Annotated in this window: 18 protein-coding genes; 16 read left to right on the top strand and 2 right to left on the bottom strand. The window is 65.1% G+C overall.

The window, feature by feature from the left end:
- Nucleotides 1-77: 77 nt before the first annotated feature.
- Complete coding sequence (grxC, locus tag CLU94_RS12260) at nucleotides 78-344, bottom strand: glutaredoxin 3 (RefSeq protein WP_070220900.1); 267 nt, start codon at nucleotides 342-344, stop codon at nucleotides 78-80.
- A gap of 25 nt (nucleotides 345-369) precedes the next feature.
- Complete coding sequence (locus CLU94_RS12255) at nucleotides 370-786, bottom strand: rhodanese-like domain-containing protein (RefSeq protein WP_099665809.1); 417 nt, start codon at nucleotides 784-786, stop codon at nucleotides 370-372.
- A 106-nt stretch (nucleotides 787-892) separates the two neighbouring features.
- Here CLU94_RS12255 and gpmA point away from each other — a divergent pair, with 106 nt between their 5' ends.
- The 16 genes from gpmA (at nucleotide 893) to CLU94_RS12175 (ending at nucleotide 16,555) form a co-directional block, all read left to right on the top strand.
- The gene (gpmA, locus tag CLU94_RS12250) at nucleotides 893-1,639 is read left to right on the top strand and encodes a 2,3-diphosphoglycerate-dependent phosphoglycerate mutase (protein ID WP_099665808.1); all 747 of its coding nucleotides are present in this window, start codon (nucleotides 893-895) and stop codon (nucleotides 1,637-1,639) included.
- A 76-nt stretch (nucleotides 1,640-1,715) separates the two neighbouring features.
- Entirely contained in the window at nucleotides 1,716-3,179 is a 1,464-nt protein-coding gene (locus CLU94_RS12245) for a murein hydrolase activator EnvC family protein (RefSeq protein WP_099665807.1), read from the top strand.
- A gap of 51 nt (nucleotides 3,180-3,230) precedes the next feature.
- A complete protein-coding gene (locus CLU94_RS12240) occupies nucleotides 3,231-4,724 on the top strand; it encodes a S41 family peptidase (protein WP_077398692.1) in 1,494 nt (497 codons plus the stop codon).
- An 8-nt stretch (nucleotides 4,725-4,732) separates the two neighbouring features.
- Nucleotides 4,733-5,494 (top strand): HesA/MoeB/ThiF family protein, encoded by a 762-nt coding sequence (locus CLU94_RS12235; protein ID WP_099665806.1) that lies wholly within the window; start codon nucleotides 4,733-4,735, stop codon nucleotides 5,492-5,494.
- Between the two features lie 93 nt (nucleotides 5,495-5,587).
- A complete protein-coding gene (gspG, locus tag CLU94_RS12230) occupies nucleotides 5,588-6,040 on the top strand; it encodes a type II secretion system major pseudopilin GspG (RefSeq protein WP_035823835.1) in 453 nt (150 codons plus the stop codon).
- Nucleotides 6,041-6,052: 12 nt separating this feature from the next.
- The gene (locus tag CLU94_RS12225) at nucleotides 6,053-6,547 is read left to right on the top strand and encodes a GspH/FimT family pseudopilin (RefSeq protein WP_051959291.1); all 495 of its coding nucleotides are present in this window, start codon (nucleotides 6,053-6,055) and stop codon (nucleotides 6,545-6,547) included.
- A complete protein-coding gene (gspI, locus tag CLU94_RS12220; protein WP_034783570.1) occupies nucleotides 6,544-6,927 on the top strand; it encodes a type II secretion system minor pseudopilin GspI in 384 nt (127 codons plus the stop codon). Before CLU94_RS12225 ends, gspI begins: the two co-directional genes overlap by 4 nt.
- Complete coding sequence (locus CLU94_RS12215) at nucleotides 6,927-7,550, top strand: PulJ/GspJ family protein (protein WP_099665805.1); 624 nt, start codon at nucleotides 6,927-6,929, stop codon at nucleotides 7,548-7,550. Before gspI ends, CLU94_RS12215 begins: the two co-directional genes overlap by 1 nt.
- Nucleotides 7,547-8,521 carry a type II secretion system minor pseudopilin GspK gene (gene gspK / locus CLU94_RS12210; protein ID WP_099665804.1) on the top strand — a complete coding sequence of 325 codons (975 nt, stop codon included), beginning with the start codon at nucleotides 7,547-7,549 and terminating at the stop codon, nucleotides 8,519-8,521. Before CLU94_RS12215 ends, gspK begins: the two co-directional genes overlap by 4 nt.
- Before the next feature lie 19 nt (nucleotides 8,522-8,540).
- On the top strand, nucleotides 8,541-9,770 hold the full coding sequence (gene gspL, locus CLU94_RS12205) for a type II secretion system protein GspL (protein ID WP_257218777.1): 1,230 nt from the start codon (nucleotides 8,541-8,543) through the stop codon (nucleotides 9,768-9,770).
- Nucleotides 9,767-10,300, top strand: a complete 534-nt coding sequence (gene gspM / locus CLU94_RS12200) for a type II secretion system protein GspM (protein WP_099665802.1) — start codon at nucleotides 9,767-9,769, stop codon at nucleotides 10,298-10,300. The genes gspL and gspM overlap by 4 nt, the downstream gene beginning before the upstream one ends.
- On the top strand, nucleotides 10,297-11,073 hold the full coding sequence (locus CLU94_RS12195; RefSeq protein WP_099665801.1) for a type II secretion system protein N: 777 nt from the start codon (nucleotides 10,297-10,299) through the stop codon (nucleotides 11,071-11,073). Before gspM ends, CLU94_RS12195 begins: the two co-directional genes overlap by 4 nt.
- Complete coding sequence (gspD, locus tag CLU94_RS12190; RefSeq protein WP_099665800.1) at nucleotides 11,070-13,319, top strand: type II secretion system secretin GspD; 2,250 nt, start codon at nucleotides 11,070-11,072, stop codon at nucleotides 13,317-13,319. Before CLU94_RS12195 ends, gspD begins: the two co-directional genes overlap by 4 nt.
- Nucleotides 13,320-13,329: 10 nt before the next feature.
- Nucleotides 13,330-14,751: a type II secretion system ATPase GspE gene (gene gspE / locus CLU94_RS12185; RefSeq protein WP_077398708.1), complete on the top strand. Its 1,422-nt coding sequence runs from the start codon at nucleotides 13,330-13,332 to the stop codon at nucleotides 14,749-14,751.
- Between the two features lie 10 nt (nucleotides 14,752-14,761).
- Complete coding sequence (gene gspF / locus CLU94_RS12180; protein ID WP_099665799.1) at nucleotides 14,762-15,982, top strand: type II secretion system inner membrane protein GspF; 1,221 nt, start codon at nucleotides 14,762-14,764, stop codon at nucleotides 15,980-15,982.
- Between the two features lie 15 nt (nucleotides 15,983-15,997).
- Complete coding sequence (locus CLU94_RS12175) at nucleotides 15,998-16,555, top strand: type II secretion system protein N (protein WP_099665798.1); 558 nt, start codon at nucleotides 15,998-16,000, stop codon at nucleotides 16,553-16,555.
- Nucleotides 16,556-16,582: the final 27 nt, after the last annotated feature.

Genomic DNA, 16,582 nt, shown 5'->3' with positions numbered 1-16,582 from the left:
GGCCAGATCAGGTGCGAGGGCAATTGTATCAAAACAATACGACAAAAAACCAAGCAATTTCTCGAACCCGCTTTATATCAGGCTGCCGTGCCATTTAACAAGGGGTCCAGCTTGCCAGCTTGATCGAGCGCATACAAATCGTCGAATCCGCCCACGTGGGTATCGCCCACATAGATCTGCGGCACCGTGCGGCGGCCCGTGCGTTCCATCATCTTTATGCGCTCTTCCGGGTCGAGGTCGACGCGGATCTTTTGCACGGCGACGCCCTTGGCTTCCAACAGGCGCTCGGCGCGCACGCAATACGGGCACACGGCGGTGCTATAGACAATTACTGGTACGGTCATGATGATTCCTTCAGTTAAGGCCGGCTTATTTCGCCAGCGACAAGGTTTTCAATGGCAAACCTTGCTTTTTCCATTCGTCGAGGCCGCCTTCCAGGCTCGTTGCCTCAGCGAAACCGGCTTTGCCCAGCAGGCCGACGGCGGTTGCCGAACGCGAACCTTTCTGGCAAACCACTACAATGGGGCGCGTTTTGAATTTTTCCAGCTCGCCCAGGCGTTTTGCCAGTTCCGGCAGGGGAATATTTTTTGCGTCAGGCAAGTGGCCCGTGGCGAATTCTTCCGCGTTGCGCACGTCGACGATGACAGTCTTGCCACGGTTGATCAGTTGCGTGACTTCCAGCACGGTCGCGCGCTTGCCGCGCATCGACAGCAGTGGCCAGAGGAGGGCGCCGCCGGAAATAATGACGATGGCAAACAGAAAAATGTGGTCGATAATGAATTTCACGTAGGGTCCAATGGTTTAAGTCAATCCGCGCATTATAAAATAGAAGCTGGACGAGGTCTTTTTACGTTTTGCTTTTTTGATTTGAACCCCTTGAGAAGATAGAACTATGTACAAAATCGTTTTCATGCGTCACGGCGAGTCCACCTGGAACCTCGATAACCGCTTCACCGGCTGGACCGACGTCGATCTGACGGAAAAGGGCGTCAACGAAGCCAAGGCCGCCGGCCAGATCCTCAAGCAGGAAGGTTTTACGTTCGACGTGGCCTACACTTCCGTCCTGAAGCGCGCCATCCGCACCCTGTGGCTGGCGCTCGACGAGATGGACATGATGTATTTGCCGATCAAGAACGACTGGCGCTTGAACGAGCGCCACTACGGCGCCCTGCAAGGCCTGGACAAGGGCGAGACAGCCGCCAAGTATGGCGACGAGCAAGTATTGGTATGGCGCCGCAGCTACGACACCCCGCCGCCGCCGCTGGAAGCGAACGATGACCGTGCCTCGTTCAACGATCCGCGCTATGCCGGCTTGCCGCAAGCGGCTATCCCCCTGACCGAATGCCTGAAAGACACCGTGGCGCGCGTGATGCCGGCCTGGGACGAGGAAATCGCCCCGGCCATCCGCGCCGGCAAGAAAATTATCATTTCGGCCCACGGCAACAGCCTGCGCGCGCTGATCAAGATGCTCGACGGCATCAGCGACAGCGATATCGTCGGCCTGAACATCCCGAACGGCCAGCCGCTCGTGTATGAACTGGACGCCGACTTGAAACCGATCCGTCATTACTACCTGGGCGACCCGGCAGCGATCGCGGCAGCGCAAGCTGCCGTGGCGAACCAAGGGAAGGCCAAGTAACTTGTCGTCTTTCTTCCGCGGCACAGCCATCGCCCCCTCTGCTGAACGACCCCTGCCGGCGTGGCGCGCCGGCGCCATGCTGTGCCTGGCGCTGCTGCTTTCCAGCGGTGCCGCGCAGGGCGCCAAGCCCACCGAACGCAGCAAGCAGAAGGCGGCCGCGGAAGCACAACGTGCTGGATTGCAACAAAAGCTGACGGCGCTCAAGCGCGACATCAGCCGCACGGAAAGCGCCAAGGATGACGCGGCCGATACCCTGGCCGAGTCGGAAGAGGCCATTTCCAACGCCAACCGCGCCCTGCGCGACCTGGCGCAGGAGCAAAGCGAGACGGGCGTGAAACTCAATGCGCTGGGGCAAGAGCACCAGCAATTGACGGCCACCGTCGAGAAACAGAAGACGCAGCTGTCGAAGTTGCTGCGTGAACAATATGTCGCCGGCAACGAAGACCGCATCAAGCTGCTCTTGTCGGGCGATAACCCGAACCGCATCAACCGCGACTTGCAATTGATGGCGTATGTGTCGCAGGCGCAGGCGCGCCTGCTGGAAGCCTTGCGCGCCAACTTGCTTGCCGTGGAGAAAAACCAGGCGGAGGTGCAGAACGCCAAGGATGAGCTGGAAGAAATCGCGCAGGAAGAGCGCGACCAGAAGGCTCTGCTGGTGCAGGAGAAGGCGCGCCGCGCCGCCTTGCTGACGAGCTTGTCGCAGCGCTTGGTGGCGCAGCGCAAGGAAGTGGGCAATGTCGAGCGCGACGAACAGCGCATGGGCAACCTGGTCGACAAGCTGGCAAAACTGATCGAAGAGCAAGCCGCCGCCGCCGCGGCCGAAAAGAAACGCCAGCAATTGCTGGCCGAGCAACGCGCCGCCGCCAAAGCGGCCGCCGACGCCAAGATCGCGGCGGAAAAACGCGAACGCCTGCTGGCCGCGCGCGCCAAGGCCGCCCAGGCGCAGGCCGAACGCGAACGTCTTGCGAAAGAACAACAAAACAAATCGGGCAAGATCAAGCCGCAGACGCCGCCACCGCCGCCCGTGAAACTGGAACCGATCGACGACGACGAGCCGCCGCAAGTGGCGAAGGTGACGCCGAAACCGGAACCCAAGCCGGAACCTGAGCCGGACCGCCCGAGCCTGGGCCCGGCCGCGCCGGCCGGCGCCTTTGCCAGCATGAAAGGGCAGCTGCGCGCCCCCGTGGCGGGCAAGATCGCCGCCCGCTTCGGCAGCAAGCGCGGTGACGGCCCCAGCTGGAAGGGCGTGTTCATCCGCACGGGCGAAGGCAGCGAGATCCACGCCATCGCCGGCGGCCGGGTCGTGTTTTCCGACTGGCTGCGCGGTTTCGGCAATCTGATCATCGTCGACCACGGCGGCCAGTACATGAGTATTTATGGCAATAACCAGTCGCTGCTGAAACGCGTGGGCGATGCCGTCAAGGGCGGCGACGCCATTGCCAGCGCGGGCAACAGCGGCGGCAACGAGGAATCGGGGCTATACTTTGAATTGCGTCATCAGGGCCGCGCCTTCGACCCCGCCACCTGGGTGAAGTTTTAATTCAGTTCCCACCATTGCTGCGGCAGCGAATTTGTAGATTGCGAAGAATACATGGGTATCAAAGTCAAAAGTATCGGCCTGATCGGTCTGGGCGTCCTGGCCGGCATCGGCATGTCGCTGCAGTTCCCGGCCGTGGCGCAAAAAATCACGAATGCCCCGCTGCCGCTCGACGAGCTGCGCCAGCTGTCCGACGTCTTCGGCTTGATCAAGTCCGATTACGTCGAGAAGGTGGAAGACAAGAAACTCTTGACGGAAGCCATTTCCGGCATGGTCTCGTCCTTGGACCCGCACTCCGTGTATCTGGATAAAAATGCCTTCAAGGAAATGCGCGAAAGCGTGCAAGGCAAGTTTGTCGGCATCGGCATCGAAGTGAGCATGGAAGACGGCTACGTGAAAGTCGTCTCGCCCATCGAGGACAGCCCTGCCGCCAAGGCCGGCATCCTGGCGGGCGACCTGATCACCCGCCTCGACAATATCCCGCTGAAAGGCTTGCAGCTGGAAGAGGTCATCAAGAAGATGCGCGGCCAGCCGGGCACCAAGCTGGTGCTGACGATGTCGCGCAAGGGCGAAAGCAAGCCGCTGGTCTTTCCCATCGTGCGCGAGGAAATCCGCGTGCAAAGCGTGAAGGCCAAGATGGTCGCGCCCGGCTATGCCTGGCTGCGCATCGCCCAGTTCCAGGAACCGACCGTCGATGACATGGTCAAAAAGATCAACGCGCTGTATGCGCAAGACCCCAAGCTCAAGGGCCTGGTGCTGGACTTGCGCAACGATCCCGGTGGCGTCGTGCCGGGCGCCATCGGCGTGGCGACAGCGTTTCTTCCGGGCAATTCCGTGATCGTTTCCACCAAGGGCCAGTTGCCCGAGTCGAAACAGGTGTTTTACGGCCGCCGTGAATTCTATGCCGCACCCGGCGCCAGGGCCGACCCGCTGGCCAAGTTGCCGGCCGCGCTGAAAACCGTGCCGCTGGTGGTGCTGGTCAATGCCGGTTCCGCGTCCGCCTCGGAAATCGTCGCCGGCGCCCTGCAGGATTACCAGCGCGCCACCGTCATCGGCACGCAGACGTTCGGCAAGGGTTCCGTGCAAACCTTGCGCCAGATCACGGCCGACACGGCCGTCAAGCTGACGACGGCCCGCTACTACACGCCGAAAGGCCGGGCCATCCAGGCGCGCGGCATCGTGCCCGACTTGCTGGTCGATGAAACGGCCGAAGGCGATGGCTGGAACAGCCTGCGCATCCGCGAGGCGGACCTGGAAAAACACTTGAGCAGCAACGATGGCAAGCCGGAAGCGGCCAAGCCGACCATGGAAGGCATGCAGGATCAGCTGGAAGAAGAGCAGCGCCTGATCGCCACGGCGAAAAAGCGCAAGCCGCTCGAATACGGCGCCAAGGACGATTTCCAGCTGCAGCAAGCCTTGAACCACTTCCAGGGCTTGCCGGTGCAGCTGGCCAAGGCCGATGCGAAGGTGGAGAAGATCGGCGCCAAGCCGGAAATCGCTTCCGACATCAAGGCGGACGACAAGAAGATTCCTGTGCAAAAACCGTAGTCGCCGCCATGAACGACAATCAGCTGCTGCGCTATTCGCGCCATATCCTGCTGGACCAGATCGGCATCGAAGGCCAGCAAGCCTTGCTCGACGCGCATGTGCTGGTGATCGGCGCGGGCGGACTCGGCTCGCCCGCGGCCATGTACCTGGCCGCCAGTGGCGTCGGCAAGCTGACCCTGGTCGATGACGACACGGTCGACCTGACCAATCTGCAGCGCCAGATCGCCCACACCACGCAGCGCGTGGGCCAGCCGAAAGTGCTGTCGGCGCGCGAAACCTTGACCGGGATCAATCCCGAGATCGATATCGTCGCCTTGCAGGAGCGCCTCGACGGCGCGCGCCTGGCCGAACTGGTCTGCTCCGCCACGGTGGTGCTCGACTGCACCGACAACTTCGCCACGCGCCACGCCGTCAACCGCGCCTGCGTGGCGGCCAGGGTGCCGCTGGTGTCGGGCGCCGTGATCCGTTTCGACGGGCAAGTGAGCGTGTTCGACCCGCGCACGGGCACGCAACCGTGCTATTCCTGCCTGTTTCCGCAGGAACAGCAGTTCACGGACGAGGCGTGCTCGACCATGGGCGTGTTCGCGCCGCTGGTGGGCGTGGTGGGCGCCATGCAGGCGGCCGAGGCCTTGAAGCTGATCATGCGCGTGGGAGAGTCCTTGGCCGGACGGCTGCTGCTGCTCGACGGCTTGCACATGGAATGGAGCAGCATGCGCGTCGCGCGCGACCCCGGCTGCGCCGTTTGCGGCGAAGTGGTCTTGCCGGCCTGACAGCCCCCGCACAAATTTTTCCCTATATGACAGGCTTTGTCATATTTCCGCTTTATACTCTGCACTCATTACTCACCTTCTTCTCTCTTTCTTATGCAAAACGCAGCAAACCATCCGATACGCCAGCGCCGCGCGCGCGGCTTCACTTTGATCGAAATCATGGTCGTGGTGGTGATCATGGGTATCCTCGCGTCGCTGGTGGTGCCCAAGCTGATCGCCCGCACGGGCGAGTCGAAAGTGGCGGCGGCGAAAGTCGATATCGCTACCGTGATGCAAGCCTTGAAACTGTATCGCCTGGATAACCAGCGCTACCCGACGACGGAACAGGGCTTGCAGGCGCTGATCGAGAAACCGACCACGGGACCGGCCGCGAATGGCTGGAAGGCAGGCGGTTACCTGGAAAAAATGCCGAAGGACCCATGGGGCAACCCGTACCAGTTCCTGTCGCCGGGCGTGAAAGGCGAAGTCGACATCATTTCGCTGGGCGCCGACGGCCAGCCTGGCGGTAGCGGCGACGATGCCGATATCGGTTCCTGGGAACTGTAAGTTTTCCATTGCATGCCAGCCATGACCACCGGTCGCGCACCGCCCCGGCCACGCGCCAGCGGCTTCACGCTGATCGAATTGCTGGTGGTGATGGTCATCATCGGCGTGACCCTGGGCCTGGTGTCGCTGAACGCCATGCCGAATGGCCAGCAAGCCTTGCAAAAGGAAGCCGAACGCATCGCGCTGCTGCTGCAGCTGGCGCGCGATGAAGCCATCGTGCGCAGCCGGCAGGTGGCGTTCGAGGCTGACGAAAATCAATACCGTTTCCTGGTCCTCAATGAAAAGCTGTGGCAACCCGTGACGCAGGACGATTTGCTGCGCGAGCGCGCGTTTGCCAACACGCCCATGCTGCTCAGCGTGCAGCCCTCGAACAGCGTGGCCCAGCCGCTGCGCATCATCTTCGGCCGCGAACCGGTCGACAAGCCTTTTGTCCTGACCCTGGCCAGCGGCGAGCGCAGCGTGGCCATCCGCGCCGACGGCATCGGCCACTTCACGGTCGAGCAATGATGCGGCTCCCACGTCATGGCCGCCAGCGCGGCTTCACTTTGCTGGAAGTCCTGGTCGCCCTCGTCATCGTCGGCACGGCCCTGGGCGCGTCCTTGCGCGCCGTCGGCAGCCTGACGCAGAACAGCGACGGCTTGCGCAGCGCCATGATGGCCACCTGGTCGGCGGAAAACCATTTGGTGCGGCTGCGCCTGGCAAAGACGTTCCCGCAGACGGGCAAGCGCACGGTCGACTGCCCGCAGGGCGATTTAAAACTCATTTGCGAGGAGGAAGTGGTGGCCACGCCGAATCCCCGCATCCGCCAAGTGCGCGTCAACGTCTATGACGCACAGTACCCGGCCCGGCGCATCGTGCGCCTGGTCTTGCTTTCCTTTAACGACTGATGCTGCGCCGCCCTGTCCCTGCCGCGGGTTTCACCCTGATCGAGCTGCTCGTGGCCATCGGCATCCTGGCCATGGTCGCCGTGCTGGGCTGGCGCGGCCTGGACAGCATCATGCGCTCGCGCGAAGTGCTGACCAGCCAGCTGGAGCAGGCGCGCGGCATGCAGCTGGCGTTTGCCCAGATGCAGAGCGATTGCGACCACCTGGCCGGCGCCGGGCTGAACAACAGCCTGCTGAACGGCCGCATCAACCTGTCGGCGGAAAATGACCGCCTGACCCTGGTGCGCCTGGCCGCCTCGGAGCAGGAGCCGCAACAGTTGCAAGTGGTCACTTACCGGCTGCGCGGCGGCGTGCTGACGCGGCGCGAGTCGAACGGCACGCGCGACCTGGCCGTGCTCGACACCCTGTGGCAGGCGGCGCGCGACGATACCGATACCTCCAGCGCCGACGTGGCCCTGATGCAGGGCGTCGACAGCATGGTCATGCGCGGCTGGAGCAATGGCGCCTGGAACGTGCTGACGGCGGGCGCCACCATCTCCACCCAGGTGCCGGGCCTGGAAGTGACCTTGCAAATGCCGGGCCAGGACGCGGGCCTGTCCAAAGTCTTTTTATTGGGGCCGGGATGACGCGCTTCAAGTTCCCCTCGCGCCAGCGCGGCGTGGCCGTCATCACGGCCTTGCTGCTGACGGCGCTGGCCATCACCGTCGTCGCCAGCCTGTTCTGGCAGCAGCAGGTGCAGGTGCGCTCGATGGAAAACCAGCGCTTGCGCCTGCAGACGCAGTGGGCCATGCGCGGCATGGTCGACTTCGCCCGCTTCTGGTTGCGCCAGGACAATCCCATGCTGACGGCGGCCGACGGCGTGTGGGCCACGCCCATCGAGGAAGCGCGGCTCGACGATTACGTGGACCGCGAAAAGGTCGACACGGAAAAATTCGACGCCACCGTCTCGGGCCGCGCGCTCGATGCGCAGGCGCGTTTCAATATCACCAACCTGGTCGACGCCACGGGCAGCATCAATCCGAAACAGGTGCTGGCCTACCAGCGTCTGCTGTCAAACATGAAACTCGATAGCGGCCTGGCGCAAGCGACGGCCGACGCCGTGCTGCGCGCGCGGCCGAAGCCACGCGCTGCCGACAGTGGTAACGACGGCAAGACGCCCGTGGCCGCGCCCGCCACGGGCGGCAGCAGCGAGCCGGTGGCGTTCACCCAGGTCGAGGATTTGCTGGCCGTGCCCGGCTATACGCCGCAGATGATCGAGCAGCTGCGCGATGTCGTCATCATCTTGCCGGAGATCACGGGAGTCAACGTGAATACGGCCCCGGCCGAGGTGCTGGCGGCCGTGACGATGATGTCGCTGTCCGAGGCCAGTGCCCTGACCTTGAGCAATCCGCGCAAAAAGTTTGTCGATAAAGCAAATTTCCAGAATAATATTAATGCTGAACTGATTGAAGGCGTGGAACTCGATGTGAAGAGCCGCTATTTCCTTACCGTCATCCGCGTGCGGCTGGACCGTGCCGCCCTCGATGCCGTGGCGCTCATCAATCGAAAAACGGATCCGCAGCGCACCACCAGCCTGGTCTGGTTGCGGGAAAATTAACAGCTGAAAGCGAGTCACTTTGACAATATTGTATATCCGTCACCCGGCCAAGGCGTCCACCGACAGCGCGCCTGCCTGCTCCTTCGTGCTGGCCGGCGACGGCGGCGCCCTGCTGCAGCAAGGCAGCGCGCCGCTGGGCAGCCTGGGCCAGCTGATCGCCGGCGCGAAGCAGGTGGTGCTGCTGCTGGCCGCGGCCGACGTGACCTTGCTGCGCCTGAAAACGCCGCCGCTGGCCGGCGCCCGCCTGCGCGCGGCCTTGCCGGGCCTGGTGGAAGAACATATCCTCGGCGACACCCAGGATTGCCTGCTGGCCGCCGGCGCGCCCGATGCCGCCGGCATGCGCACGGTGGCCGTGGCGCAGCGCGCCTGGGCCGAGGTACTGGTGAAAGCCTTGCTGGCGCAGGGCGCGCGCAAGGTGGCGCTGCTGCCGTCGCAGCTGTGCCTGCCCTTGCAGCCGGGCAGCGTGACGGCCGCCCTGCAGGCCAGCGGCAATGGCCTGGAGCTGGCCTTGCGCCAGGCGCCGCAAGAGGGCCTGGGCCTGGTGTTACCGGCCCAGCCGCAACAGGCCTTGCTGACGACGCGCGCGTTTGCCGGCGACGTGCCTCTGACGGTCTACGTGGCGCAGGCCGAGCTTGCGCAATATCAACAACTGGCCGCCGGCATGGACGGCGTGACGGTGGAACCGGACCACTGGGCGCACTGGATCGCCGGCGCCAGGGGCGCGGGACTGGACCTGGCCGCTGCCATGGGCACGGCGACGGGCTCGGCCACCGAATGGCGCCGCTGGCGCTGGCCGCTGCGCCTGGCGCTGCTGGCCGTGATCGTCAACCTGGCCGGCATGAATATCGAATGGATGCGCTTGAAGCGCGAGGCCGCCACCGTGCGCACCTCGATGCAGCAAACCTTCAAGGCCGCGTATCCGAACGAAGCGCCCGTGTATGGCCTGGAAGCGGAGCAGATGCGGCGCAATATCGCCGCCGCCCGCCTGCAGGGCGGCCAAGCGAGCATGGATGACTTCACCAGCATGAGCGCGGCGCTGGGCGAGGCGCTGGGCGGCCTGGCCGGGCGCGGCGTGGTGGCCTCGCTGGAATACCGCGAGCGCAGCTTGATCGTCAAACTGAAACCGGACATGGTCGACGCCAGCGCCCAGGCGCAGGTGCGCGACGGCCTGGCCGCGCGCAAGCTGGCCTTGAATGAAACGGCGCCGGGCGTGTGGAAGATCACGCCGGCCACGGGAGCAAAAACATGAGTGCAGCAGTCAACAAGGCGCGCGCCACGTGGGCGGGGCAGCAGCAGGCCGTGCAGGCCTTCTGGGCCGAGCGCACGCCGCAGGAGCGCAAGCTCTTGAGCATCGGCGGCGTGGTGGCGGGGCTGGCCCTCGTCTACGCCGTCTTCTTCGAGCCGGCCTGGACGGGCCGCATCGCCTTGCAAAAGAGCTTGCCCGAGCTGCGCCAGAATGCGGCCCAGCTGCAGGCGCTGGCGCGCGAAGCGGGCGAGCTGGCGCGCCAGGCGCCCGTACAGGTGGCAAGCATGAGCCGTGACAGCCTCGACGCGTCGCTGAAGGCGCGCGGCCTGGCGCCGCAATCGCTGTCGCTGACGGGAGAGTATGCGCGCGTGCAGCTGAACGGCGTGCCGTTCGCCAGCGTCATGCTGTGGCTCGACGGCTTGCGCCGCGAAGGCCGCGTGGCGGTGCAGGAAGCGAAGATCACGGCGCAGGGCAAGGCGGGGCTGGTCGACGCCAGCCTGACCCTGCACCAGAGCCCGGGCGCGGCGCGATGATGCGCCTGCTAGGCTGGCTGCTGGCCATCATCGTCAGCGTCTGCGTCACCCTGCTGGTGTTTTTCCCGGCCGGCTGGGTCGCCAGTCTCGTGGAAAAGCAGACGGGCGGACGTTTGACCTTGGGCGACGCGCAAGGTACCCTGTGGCGCGGCTCGGCCTTTATCGGCGGGGCGGCCAGCGCGAATGGCGCCGTGACGCCGCTGCTGCCGGGGCGCTTCAGCTGGCGCATTTCGCCATCCGTGCTGTGGGGATCGGTGGACGTGGAATTGCAGAATGCGCAGGCGCTGTCGCAGGCCGTCAATTTGCGCGGCTCGTGGTCGCACTGGCAAGTCAGCCCGGCGGCCTTGCTGCTGCCGGCCGACGGCCTGGGCGGCCTGGGCGCGCCCTTGAATACCGTGGCGCCGACGGGCAGCATGCGCCTGTCGTGGAGCACCTTGCAGCTGGCGCTGGAAAAACAGCAGTTTTCCGCCATCGGCCGCACGACCCTGCAGATGACGGACATGGCGTCGCGCCTGTCGTCCTTGCGTCCGCTGGGCAGTTACGAGCTCGATTTCGATTGGCAGGGGCAGCAGGCGACGTTGACCTTGCGCTCCATCAAAGGACCGCTGCTGCTCGACGGCAGCGGCAGCCTGCAACAGGGGCGCATGCAGTTTTCCGGCCAGGCCCAGGCCGCAGCAGGATATGAAGAGACCTTGGCGAGTTTGTTGAATTTGCTGGGACAGCGCCGTAGCAATAGCGAAAAAAACATCATCGCCTTAGAGTTCAGACAATGAAAAAACCATCCGTGAGCCCCCATACCTTCTCCTTTTCGCTGCGCCGCCTGTCGGCCGCCGCCTTGCTGTGCTGTTCCGTGGCCGGCATGCCGGCCCCCGTCTGGGCCGCGCCCGGCGATGAAGCGGCGCTCAATTTCGTCGGCGCCGACATCGAATCCGTGATCAAGGCCGTGGGCCATTACACCAACATCAATTTCGTCATCGACCCGCGCGTCAAGGGCACGATCACGCTGGTGTCGGAAAAATCGATCAGCAAGACGCAAGCCTTCGCGCTGCTGGCCTCGGCCCTGCGCCTGCAAGGCTATGCGGTGGTTTCCGGCGACGGCTATGCGAAAGTGGTGCCGGAAGCGGACGCCAAACTGCAATCCGTGCCGACCCAGGTGGGCAATGGCAGCAGCCAGGTGAAGGGCGACCAGATCGCCACCCAGGTGTTTTACCTGAACTACGAATCGTCGGCCAACCTGCTGGCCGTGCTGCGCCCCCTGATTTCGCCGAACAACACGATCAATGCCAACCCGGGCAACAACTCGCTGGTGATCACCGATTACGCGGATAACCTCAAGCGCCTGGCGAAGATCATCGCCGCGCTCGACGTGCCCGCCTCGACGGACCTGGACGTGATCCCCGTGCGCTATGCCATCGCTTCCGACCTGGCCTCGATGGTGAATAAACTGATGGAAGGCGGCAATGCGGGCGGCGCCGCAGGGGCCGACGCGGGCAAGGTATCCGTGCTGGCCGACCCGCGCACTAATTCGCTGGTGCTGCGCGCGCCATCGGCGGCGCGCGCCAACCTGGCCAAGTCGCTGATCTCGAAGCTGGACCAGCCCACCACGCAGCTGGGCAACGTGCACGTGGTGTACCTCAAAAATGCGGACGCCACCAAGCTGGCGCAGACCCTGCGTTCGGTGGTGACGTCGGACGGCACGGCCGCTTCGGCGCAGCAGCCGGGCAACAACAGCCTGAATACGAATAACCAGAACAACCAGGGCGGCGGCATGAACACCACTGGCCTGGGCGGCAATACGCAAAGCGGCACCACGGGCGGCGCTTCGCTGAGCAACGGGCCGCAGCAGCTGTCCTCGGGCGGCGCGGCAGGCTTCATCCAGGCCGACGCCTCCACCAATACCCTGATCCTGACGTGCAACGAGGCTGTCTATCGCAACTTGCGCGCCGTGATCGACCAGCTCGACGTGCGTCGCGCCCAGGTCTACATCGAGGCGCTGATCGTCGAAGTGACGTCGGCCAAGGCCTCCGAGTTCGGCGTGCAGTGGCTGGGGCTTTCCGGCGACAGCAGCAGCAGCTACCGCGTGGGCGCGCTGCAGTCGTTCGCCGGCGGCACCGACAACAATATCGCCAAGCTGGCGCTGGGCGGCGGCAAGGTGCTGCCGACGGGCGGCCTGACCTTGGGCATCTTCAAGCAGATCAACGGCGCGCTGGGCCTGGGCGCCGTGGCGCATGCGCTGGAATCGGACGGCAACGCGAACATCCTGTCGACGCCGAACCTGATCACCCTGGACAACGAGCTGGCCACCATCAAGGTGGGCCAGAACGTGCCTATCCTGACGGGCCAGTACACCAGCACGGCCGGCACCAACACGAACCCGTTCCAGACCATCGACCGCAAGGAAGTGGGCCTGACCCTGAAGGTGCGCCCGCAGATTTCCGAAGGCGGCACGATCAAGCTGGGCATCTATCACGAGACGTCGAGCGTGGACAAGTCCACCTCGACGGCCGTCAGCGGCATCACCATCAACAACCGCGTGATCGAAAACAATGTGCTGGCCGACGATGGCCAGATCATCGTCCTGGGCGGCCTGATCGAGGACAGCACGGGCGACAACGCGGAAAAAGTGCGCGGCCTGGGCGACATTCCCCTGATCGGCAACCTGTTCAAGTACCAGACGCGCGAGCGCAAGAAAACCAATCTGATGATCTTCCTGCGCCCCGTCATCGTGCGCAACAAGGAGCAGAGCGGCAGCCTGGCGGCCGACCGCTACGACTACATGCGTTCGGCCGAGACGGCCGCCGTGCCGGCGTCGGGCAATCTGATGCTGAAAGACCTGGGCACGCCCGTGCTGCCGGCCCTGCAGGATGGCCAGCCGGTGGGCGGCAGCATGGTGACGCGCCCCGTGCCGCCGGCGCCGACGCCGCCGCCAGGCGCGCCGGCCAACGCGGCCACGCCGCCGCAGTCGCTGCTGCAGCAGTATCAGCAACAACCGCAGCAACAGCCGCAGCCGCAGAAGTGATGGGACAGTCATGAGTAATCTGCTTCCCTACGCCTACGCGCGCGATTTCGGCTTGCTGGCCCGGCCCGGCGCCGTCGACGGCGCCCCCGTCGAGGTGCTGGTGGCCGCGTCGACGGCGCCGGCGGCGATTGCCGAAGTGTCGCGCCGTTTCGGCCAGATCCAGCTGACGGTGCTGCCGCGCGGCGACCTCGATGCTGCCATCGCCGGCGCCTACGCGGGCGGCGGCGGCGACGCGTCGCAGATGGCCGATGAATTCGACGCCGACCTGGATTTGACAAAACTGCTGCAGGACGTGCCGGCCATCGAGGATTTGCTCGAATCGTCCGACGACGCGCCCGTCATCCGCATGATCAACGCCTTGCTCACGCAGGCGCTGCGCGAAGGCGCGTCCGATATCCACATCGAGCCGTTCGAGCAGACGTCCGTCGTGCGCTTCCGCATCGACGGCAGCCTGCGCGACGTCGTGCGTCCCAGGAAAGCCATCCACGGTTCGCTGATTTCGCGCATCAAGATCATGGCGCAGCTCGACATCGCCGAAAAGCGCTTGCCGCAGGATGGCCGCATCACCCTGCGCGTGGGCGGCAAGCCCGTCGACGTGCGCGTCTCGACCCTGCCCACCGGGCATGGCGAACGGGCCGTGCTGCGTTTGCTGGACAAGGAAGCGGGGCGCCTCGACCTGCAGCACCTGGGCATGAGCGCGCCCATGCTGGGACAGTTCGACGGCCTGATCACGCAGCCGCACGGCATCGTGCTCGTCACGGGCCCCACCGGCTCGGGCAAGACGACGACCCTGTACGCGGCGCTGTCGATGCTCAACGCCACCACGACGAACATCCTGACGGTGGAAGACCCGATCGAGTACGACCTGGCCGGCGTCGGCCAGACGCAGGTCAATCCGCGCATCGACATGACATTTGCCAAGGCGCTGCGGGCGATTTTGCGGCAAGATCCAGATGTGATCATGATCGGCGAGATCCGCGACCTGGAAACGGCGCAGATCGCCGTGCAGGCATCCTTGACGGGCCACCTGGTGCTGGCGACGCTGCACACGAACGACGCTTCGGCGGCCGTCACGCGCTTGCTCGACATGGGCATCGAGCCGTTCCTGCTGTCGTCGTCGCTCCTGGGCGTGCTGGCGCAGCGCCTGGTGCGCAAGCTGTGCGGTTCCTGCAAGACCTTCGACGGCCAGTACTGGCAGGCGGTCGGCTGCGAGCATTGCGGCCAGACGGGCTACCAGGGCCGCGTCGGCGTGTACGAGCTGCTGCGCACGACGGAGCAGATCCGCGCGCAGATCCACAACCGCGCCTCGGAAGCGGAAGTGCGCGCCGTGGCCCTGCAGGACGGCATGACGAGCATGCGCGACGACGGCGAACGCTGGCTGCGCGACGGCACCACCACGCAGGCCGAGTTGCTGCGCGTGACCAAAGACTAGGCCCGCCACCATGCCCGCATTCCGCTATGAAGCCGTCGACGCGCAAGGCGCCACCCGCAAGGGCGTGCTCAATGCCGACAGTCCCCGTTCCGCGCGCGCCGAGTTGCGCGTGCAAGGCCTGGTGCCGCTGGCCGTCGAACCGATCGCCGCGCAGGTCGACGCCGCCGGCGTGACCAAACGGCGCGGCTTCGGCGAGCGCCTGTCCAGCACCGAGCTGGCGCTGTTTACGCGCCAGCTGGCCAGTTTGCTGGAAGCGGGCCTGCCGCTGGAGCAGGCGTTTTCCGCGCTGCTGGAACAGGCCGAGCGGCCTTACTTGCGCGACCTGATCGCCTCGATCCGTTCGGAAGTGATCGGCGGCGCCGCGTTTTCCGACGTGCTGGCGCGCCATCCGCGCGATTTCGCGGAAATTTACCGGGCGCTGGTGGCGTCGGGCGAGCAGATCGGCCATTTGTCGCGCGTGCTCTCGCGCCTGGCCGACTATATCGAGCGGCGCAATGCGCTGGTGCAGAAGGTCAAGCTGGCATTCACGTATCCGGCCATCGTCACGGTGGTGGCGTTTTCCATCGTGATTTTCCTGCTCACCTATGTGGTGCCGCAGATCGTCTCCGTATTCGCCAATACCAAGCAGAAGCTGCCCATGCTGACGGTGATCATGCTGGCGCTGTCGGACTTCGTGCGCAACTATGGCCTCGTCGTGGCCGTGATCCTGGCCGGCGCCTGGTTCGCCTGGCGCCGCGCGCTGCAGCAGCCGGCCCTGAAGCGGCGCTGGCATACCTGGCTGCTGACGGCGCCCCTGTATGGGAAATTCGAGCGCAGCCTGAACACGGCGCGCTTCGCCAGCACCCTGGCCATCACCACGGGGTCCGGCGTGCCGATCCTGCGCGCGCTCGACACCAGCCGCGACACGCTCACCAACGTGGCGATGCAGGAACTGGTGGCTGACGCCAGCGGAGCCGTGCGCGAGGGCGTCAGCCTGGCGCGCGCGCTGTCGGCGCAAAAGCATTTTCCGCCCATGCTGATCCACATGATACGCGCGGGCGAAATCACGGGCGAGCTGCCGGCCATGCTGGAACGCGCCGCCAGCGCGCAGGAGCAGGACCTGGAACGCCGCACGCTCACCATCGCCGGCCTGCTGGAACCGGCCCTGATCCTGGCGATGGGCGTGGTGGTGCTGCTGATCGTGCTGGCCGTGCTGATGCCGATTATCGAAATCAATCAGCTTGTAAGATAAGTATCCAAGGAAGCCATGAAGCGTTTGCCTCAAGTTACAAGTTTGCTCGCCGTCGTGGCGCTGTCCGTGTCGCTGGCCTATTGGGCCATGCAGCTGTTCAAGGCGCCGCAGCGTCCCATCAATCCGCCCCCCAATCCGGTGGTGCAGGATGCCAGCGTGGAGGCGGGCGCCTCGCTGTTCGGCGGCCAGGTCAGCGTGGCCACGGCCAGCAACTACCAGCTTAAGGGCGTGGTGGCCGCCGGCAATGGCCGCGGCAGCGTGGCCATCATCTCGACCGACGGCAAGCCCTCCGTCGCCTTGCCGGAAGGCGCCGAAGTGGTGCCCGGCGTGACGGTGCTGGAAGTGCATGCGCGCCACGTGCTGCTGCGCGACGGCGGCGTGAGCAAGCGCATCGACCTGGTGGCCGACGACAAGGCGCTGGCCTTGCCGGGGCAGGTGTCCGCCACCCCAGCGCCGGCCGCAGCCCCTGCGCCGGCCACGAACCTAGTGCCGCCGCCGCTGCCGATGGAGCAGCAGCGGCCGGCGACCATGATGCCGGCGCCGCAAGTGAGCAGCGTGCCGCCGCCGAATTAACGCTGTTTTTATCGTATTTTGCCGATG

It is taken from the genome of Janthinobacterium sp. 13 (assembly GCF_002749695.1).
GTDB lineage: Bacteria > Pseudomonadota > Gammaproteobacteria > Burkholderiales > Burkholderiaceae_D > Janthinobacterium > Janthinobacterium kumbetense.
This window is presented reverse-complemented; position numbering and strand designations above follow the sequence as displayed.

Bases quoted from the DNA above. Each gene is read 5' to 3' on its own strand.
- gspD (WP_099665800.1), top strand. From the start codon at position 11,070: ATGAAAAAACCATCCGTGAGCCCCCATACCTTCTCCTTTTCGCTGCGC.
- CLU94_RS12235 (WP_099665806.1), top strand. From the start codon at position 4,733: ATGAACGACAATCAGCTGCTGCGCTATTCGCGCCATATCCTGCTGGAC.
- gspG (WP_035823835.1), top strand. From the start codon at position 5,588: ATGCAAAACGCAGCAAACCATCCGATACGCCAGCGCCGCGCGCGCGGC.
- gspF (WP_099665799.1), top strand. From the start codon at position 14,762: ATGCCCGCATTCCGCTATGAAGCCGTCGACGCGCAAGGCGCCACCCGC.
- CLU94_RS12240 (WP_077398692.1), top strand. From the start codon at position 3,231: ATGGGTATCAAAGTCAAAAGTATCGGCCTGATCGGTCTGGGCGTCCTG.
- gspK (WP_099665804.1), top strand. From the start codon at position 7,547: ATGACGCGCTTCAAGTTCCCCTCGCGCCAGCGCGGCGTGGCCGTCATC.
- CLU94_RS12215 (WP_099665805.1), top strand. From the start codon at position 6,927: ATGCTGCGCCGCCCTGTCCCTGCCGCGGGTTTCACCCTGATCGAGCTG.
- gspE (WP_077398708.1), top strand. From the start codon at position 13,330: ATGAGTAATCTGCTTCCCTACGCCTACGCGCGCGATTTCGGCTTGCTG.
- grxC (WP_070220900.1), bottom strand. From the start codon at position 344: ATGACCGTACCAGTAATTGTCTATAGCACCGCCGTGTGCCCGTATTGC.
- CLU94_RS12195 (WP_099665801.1), top strand. From the start codon at position 10,297: ATGATGCGCCTGCTAGGCTGGCTGCTGGCCATCATCGTCAGCGTCTGC.
- CLU94_RS12175 (WP_099665798.1), top strand. From the start codon at position 15,998: ATGAAGCGTTTGCCTCAAGTTACAAGTTTGCTCGCCGTCGTGGCGCTG.
- gpmA (WP_099665808.1), top strand. From the start codon at position 893: ATGTACAAAATCGTTTTCATGCGTCACGGCGAGTCCACCTGGAACCTC.
- CLU94_RS12245 (WP_099665807.1), top strand. From the start codon at position 1,716: ATGCTGTGCCTGGCGCTGCTGCTTTCCAGCGGTGCCGCGCAGGGCGCC.
- gspM (WP_099665802.1), top strand. From the start codon at position 9,767: ATGAGTGCAGCAGTCAACAAGGCGCGCGCCACGTGGGCGGGGCAGCAG.
- CLU94_RS12225 (WP_051959291.1), top strand. From the start codon at position 6,053: ATGCCAGCCATGACCACCGGTCGCGCACCGCCCCGGCCACGCGCCAGC.
- gspI (WP_034783570.1), top strand. From the start codon at position 6,544: ATGATGCGGCTCCCACGTCATGGCCGCCAGCGCGGCTTCACTTTGCTG.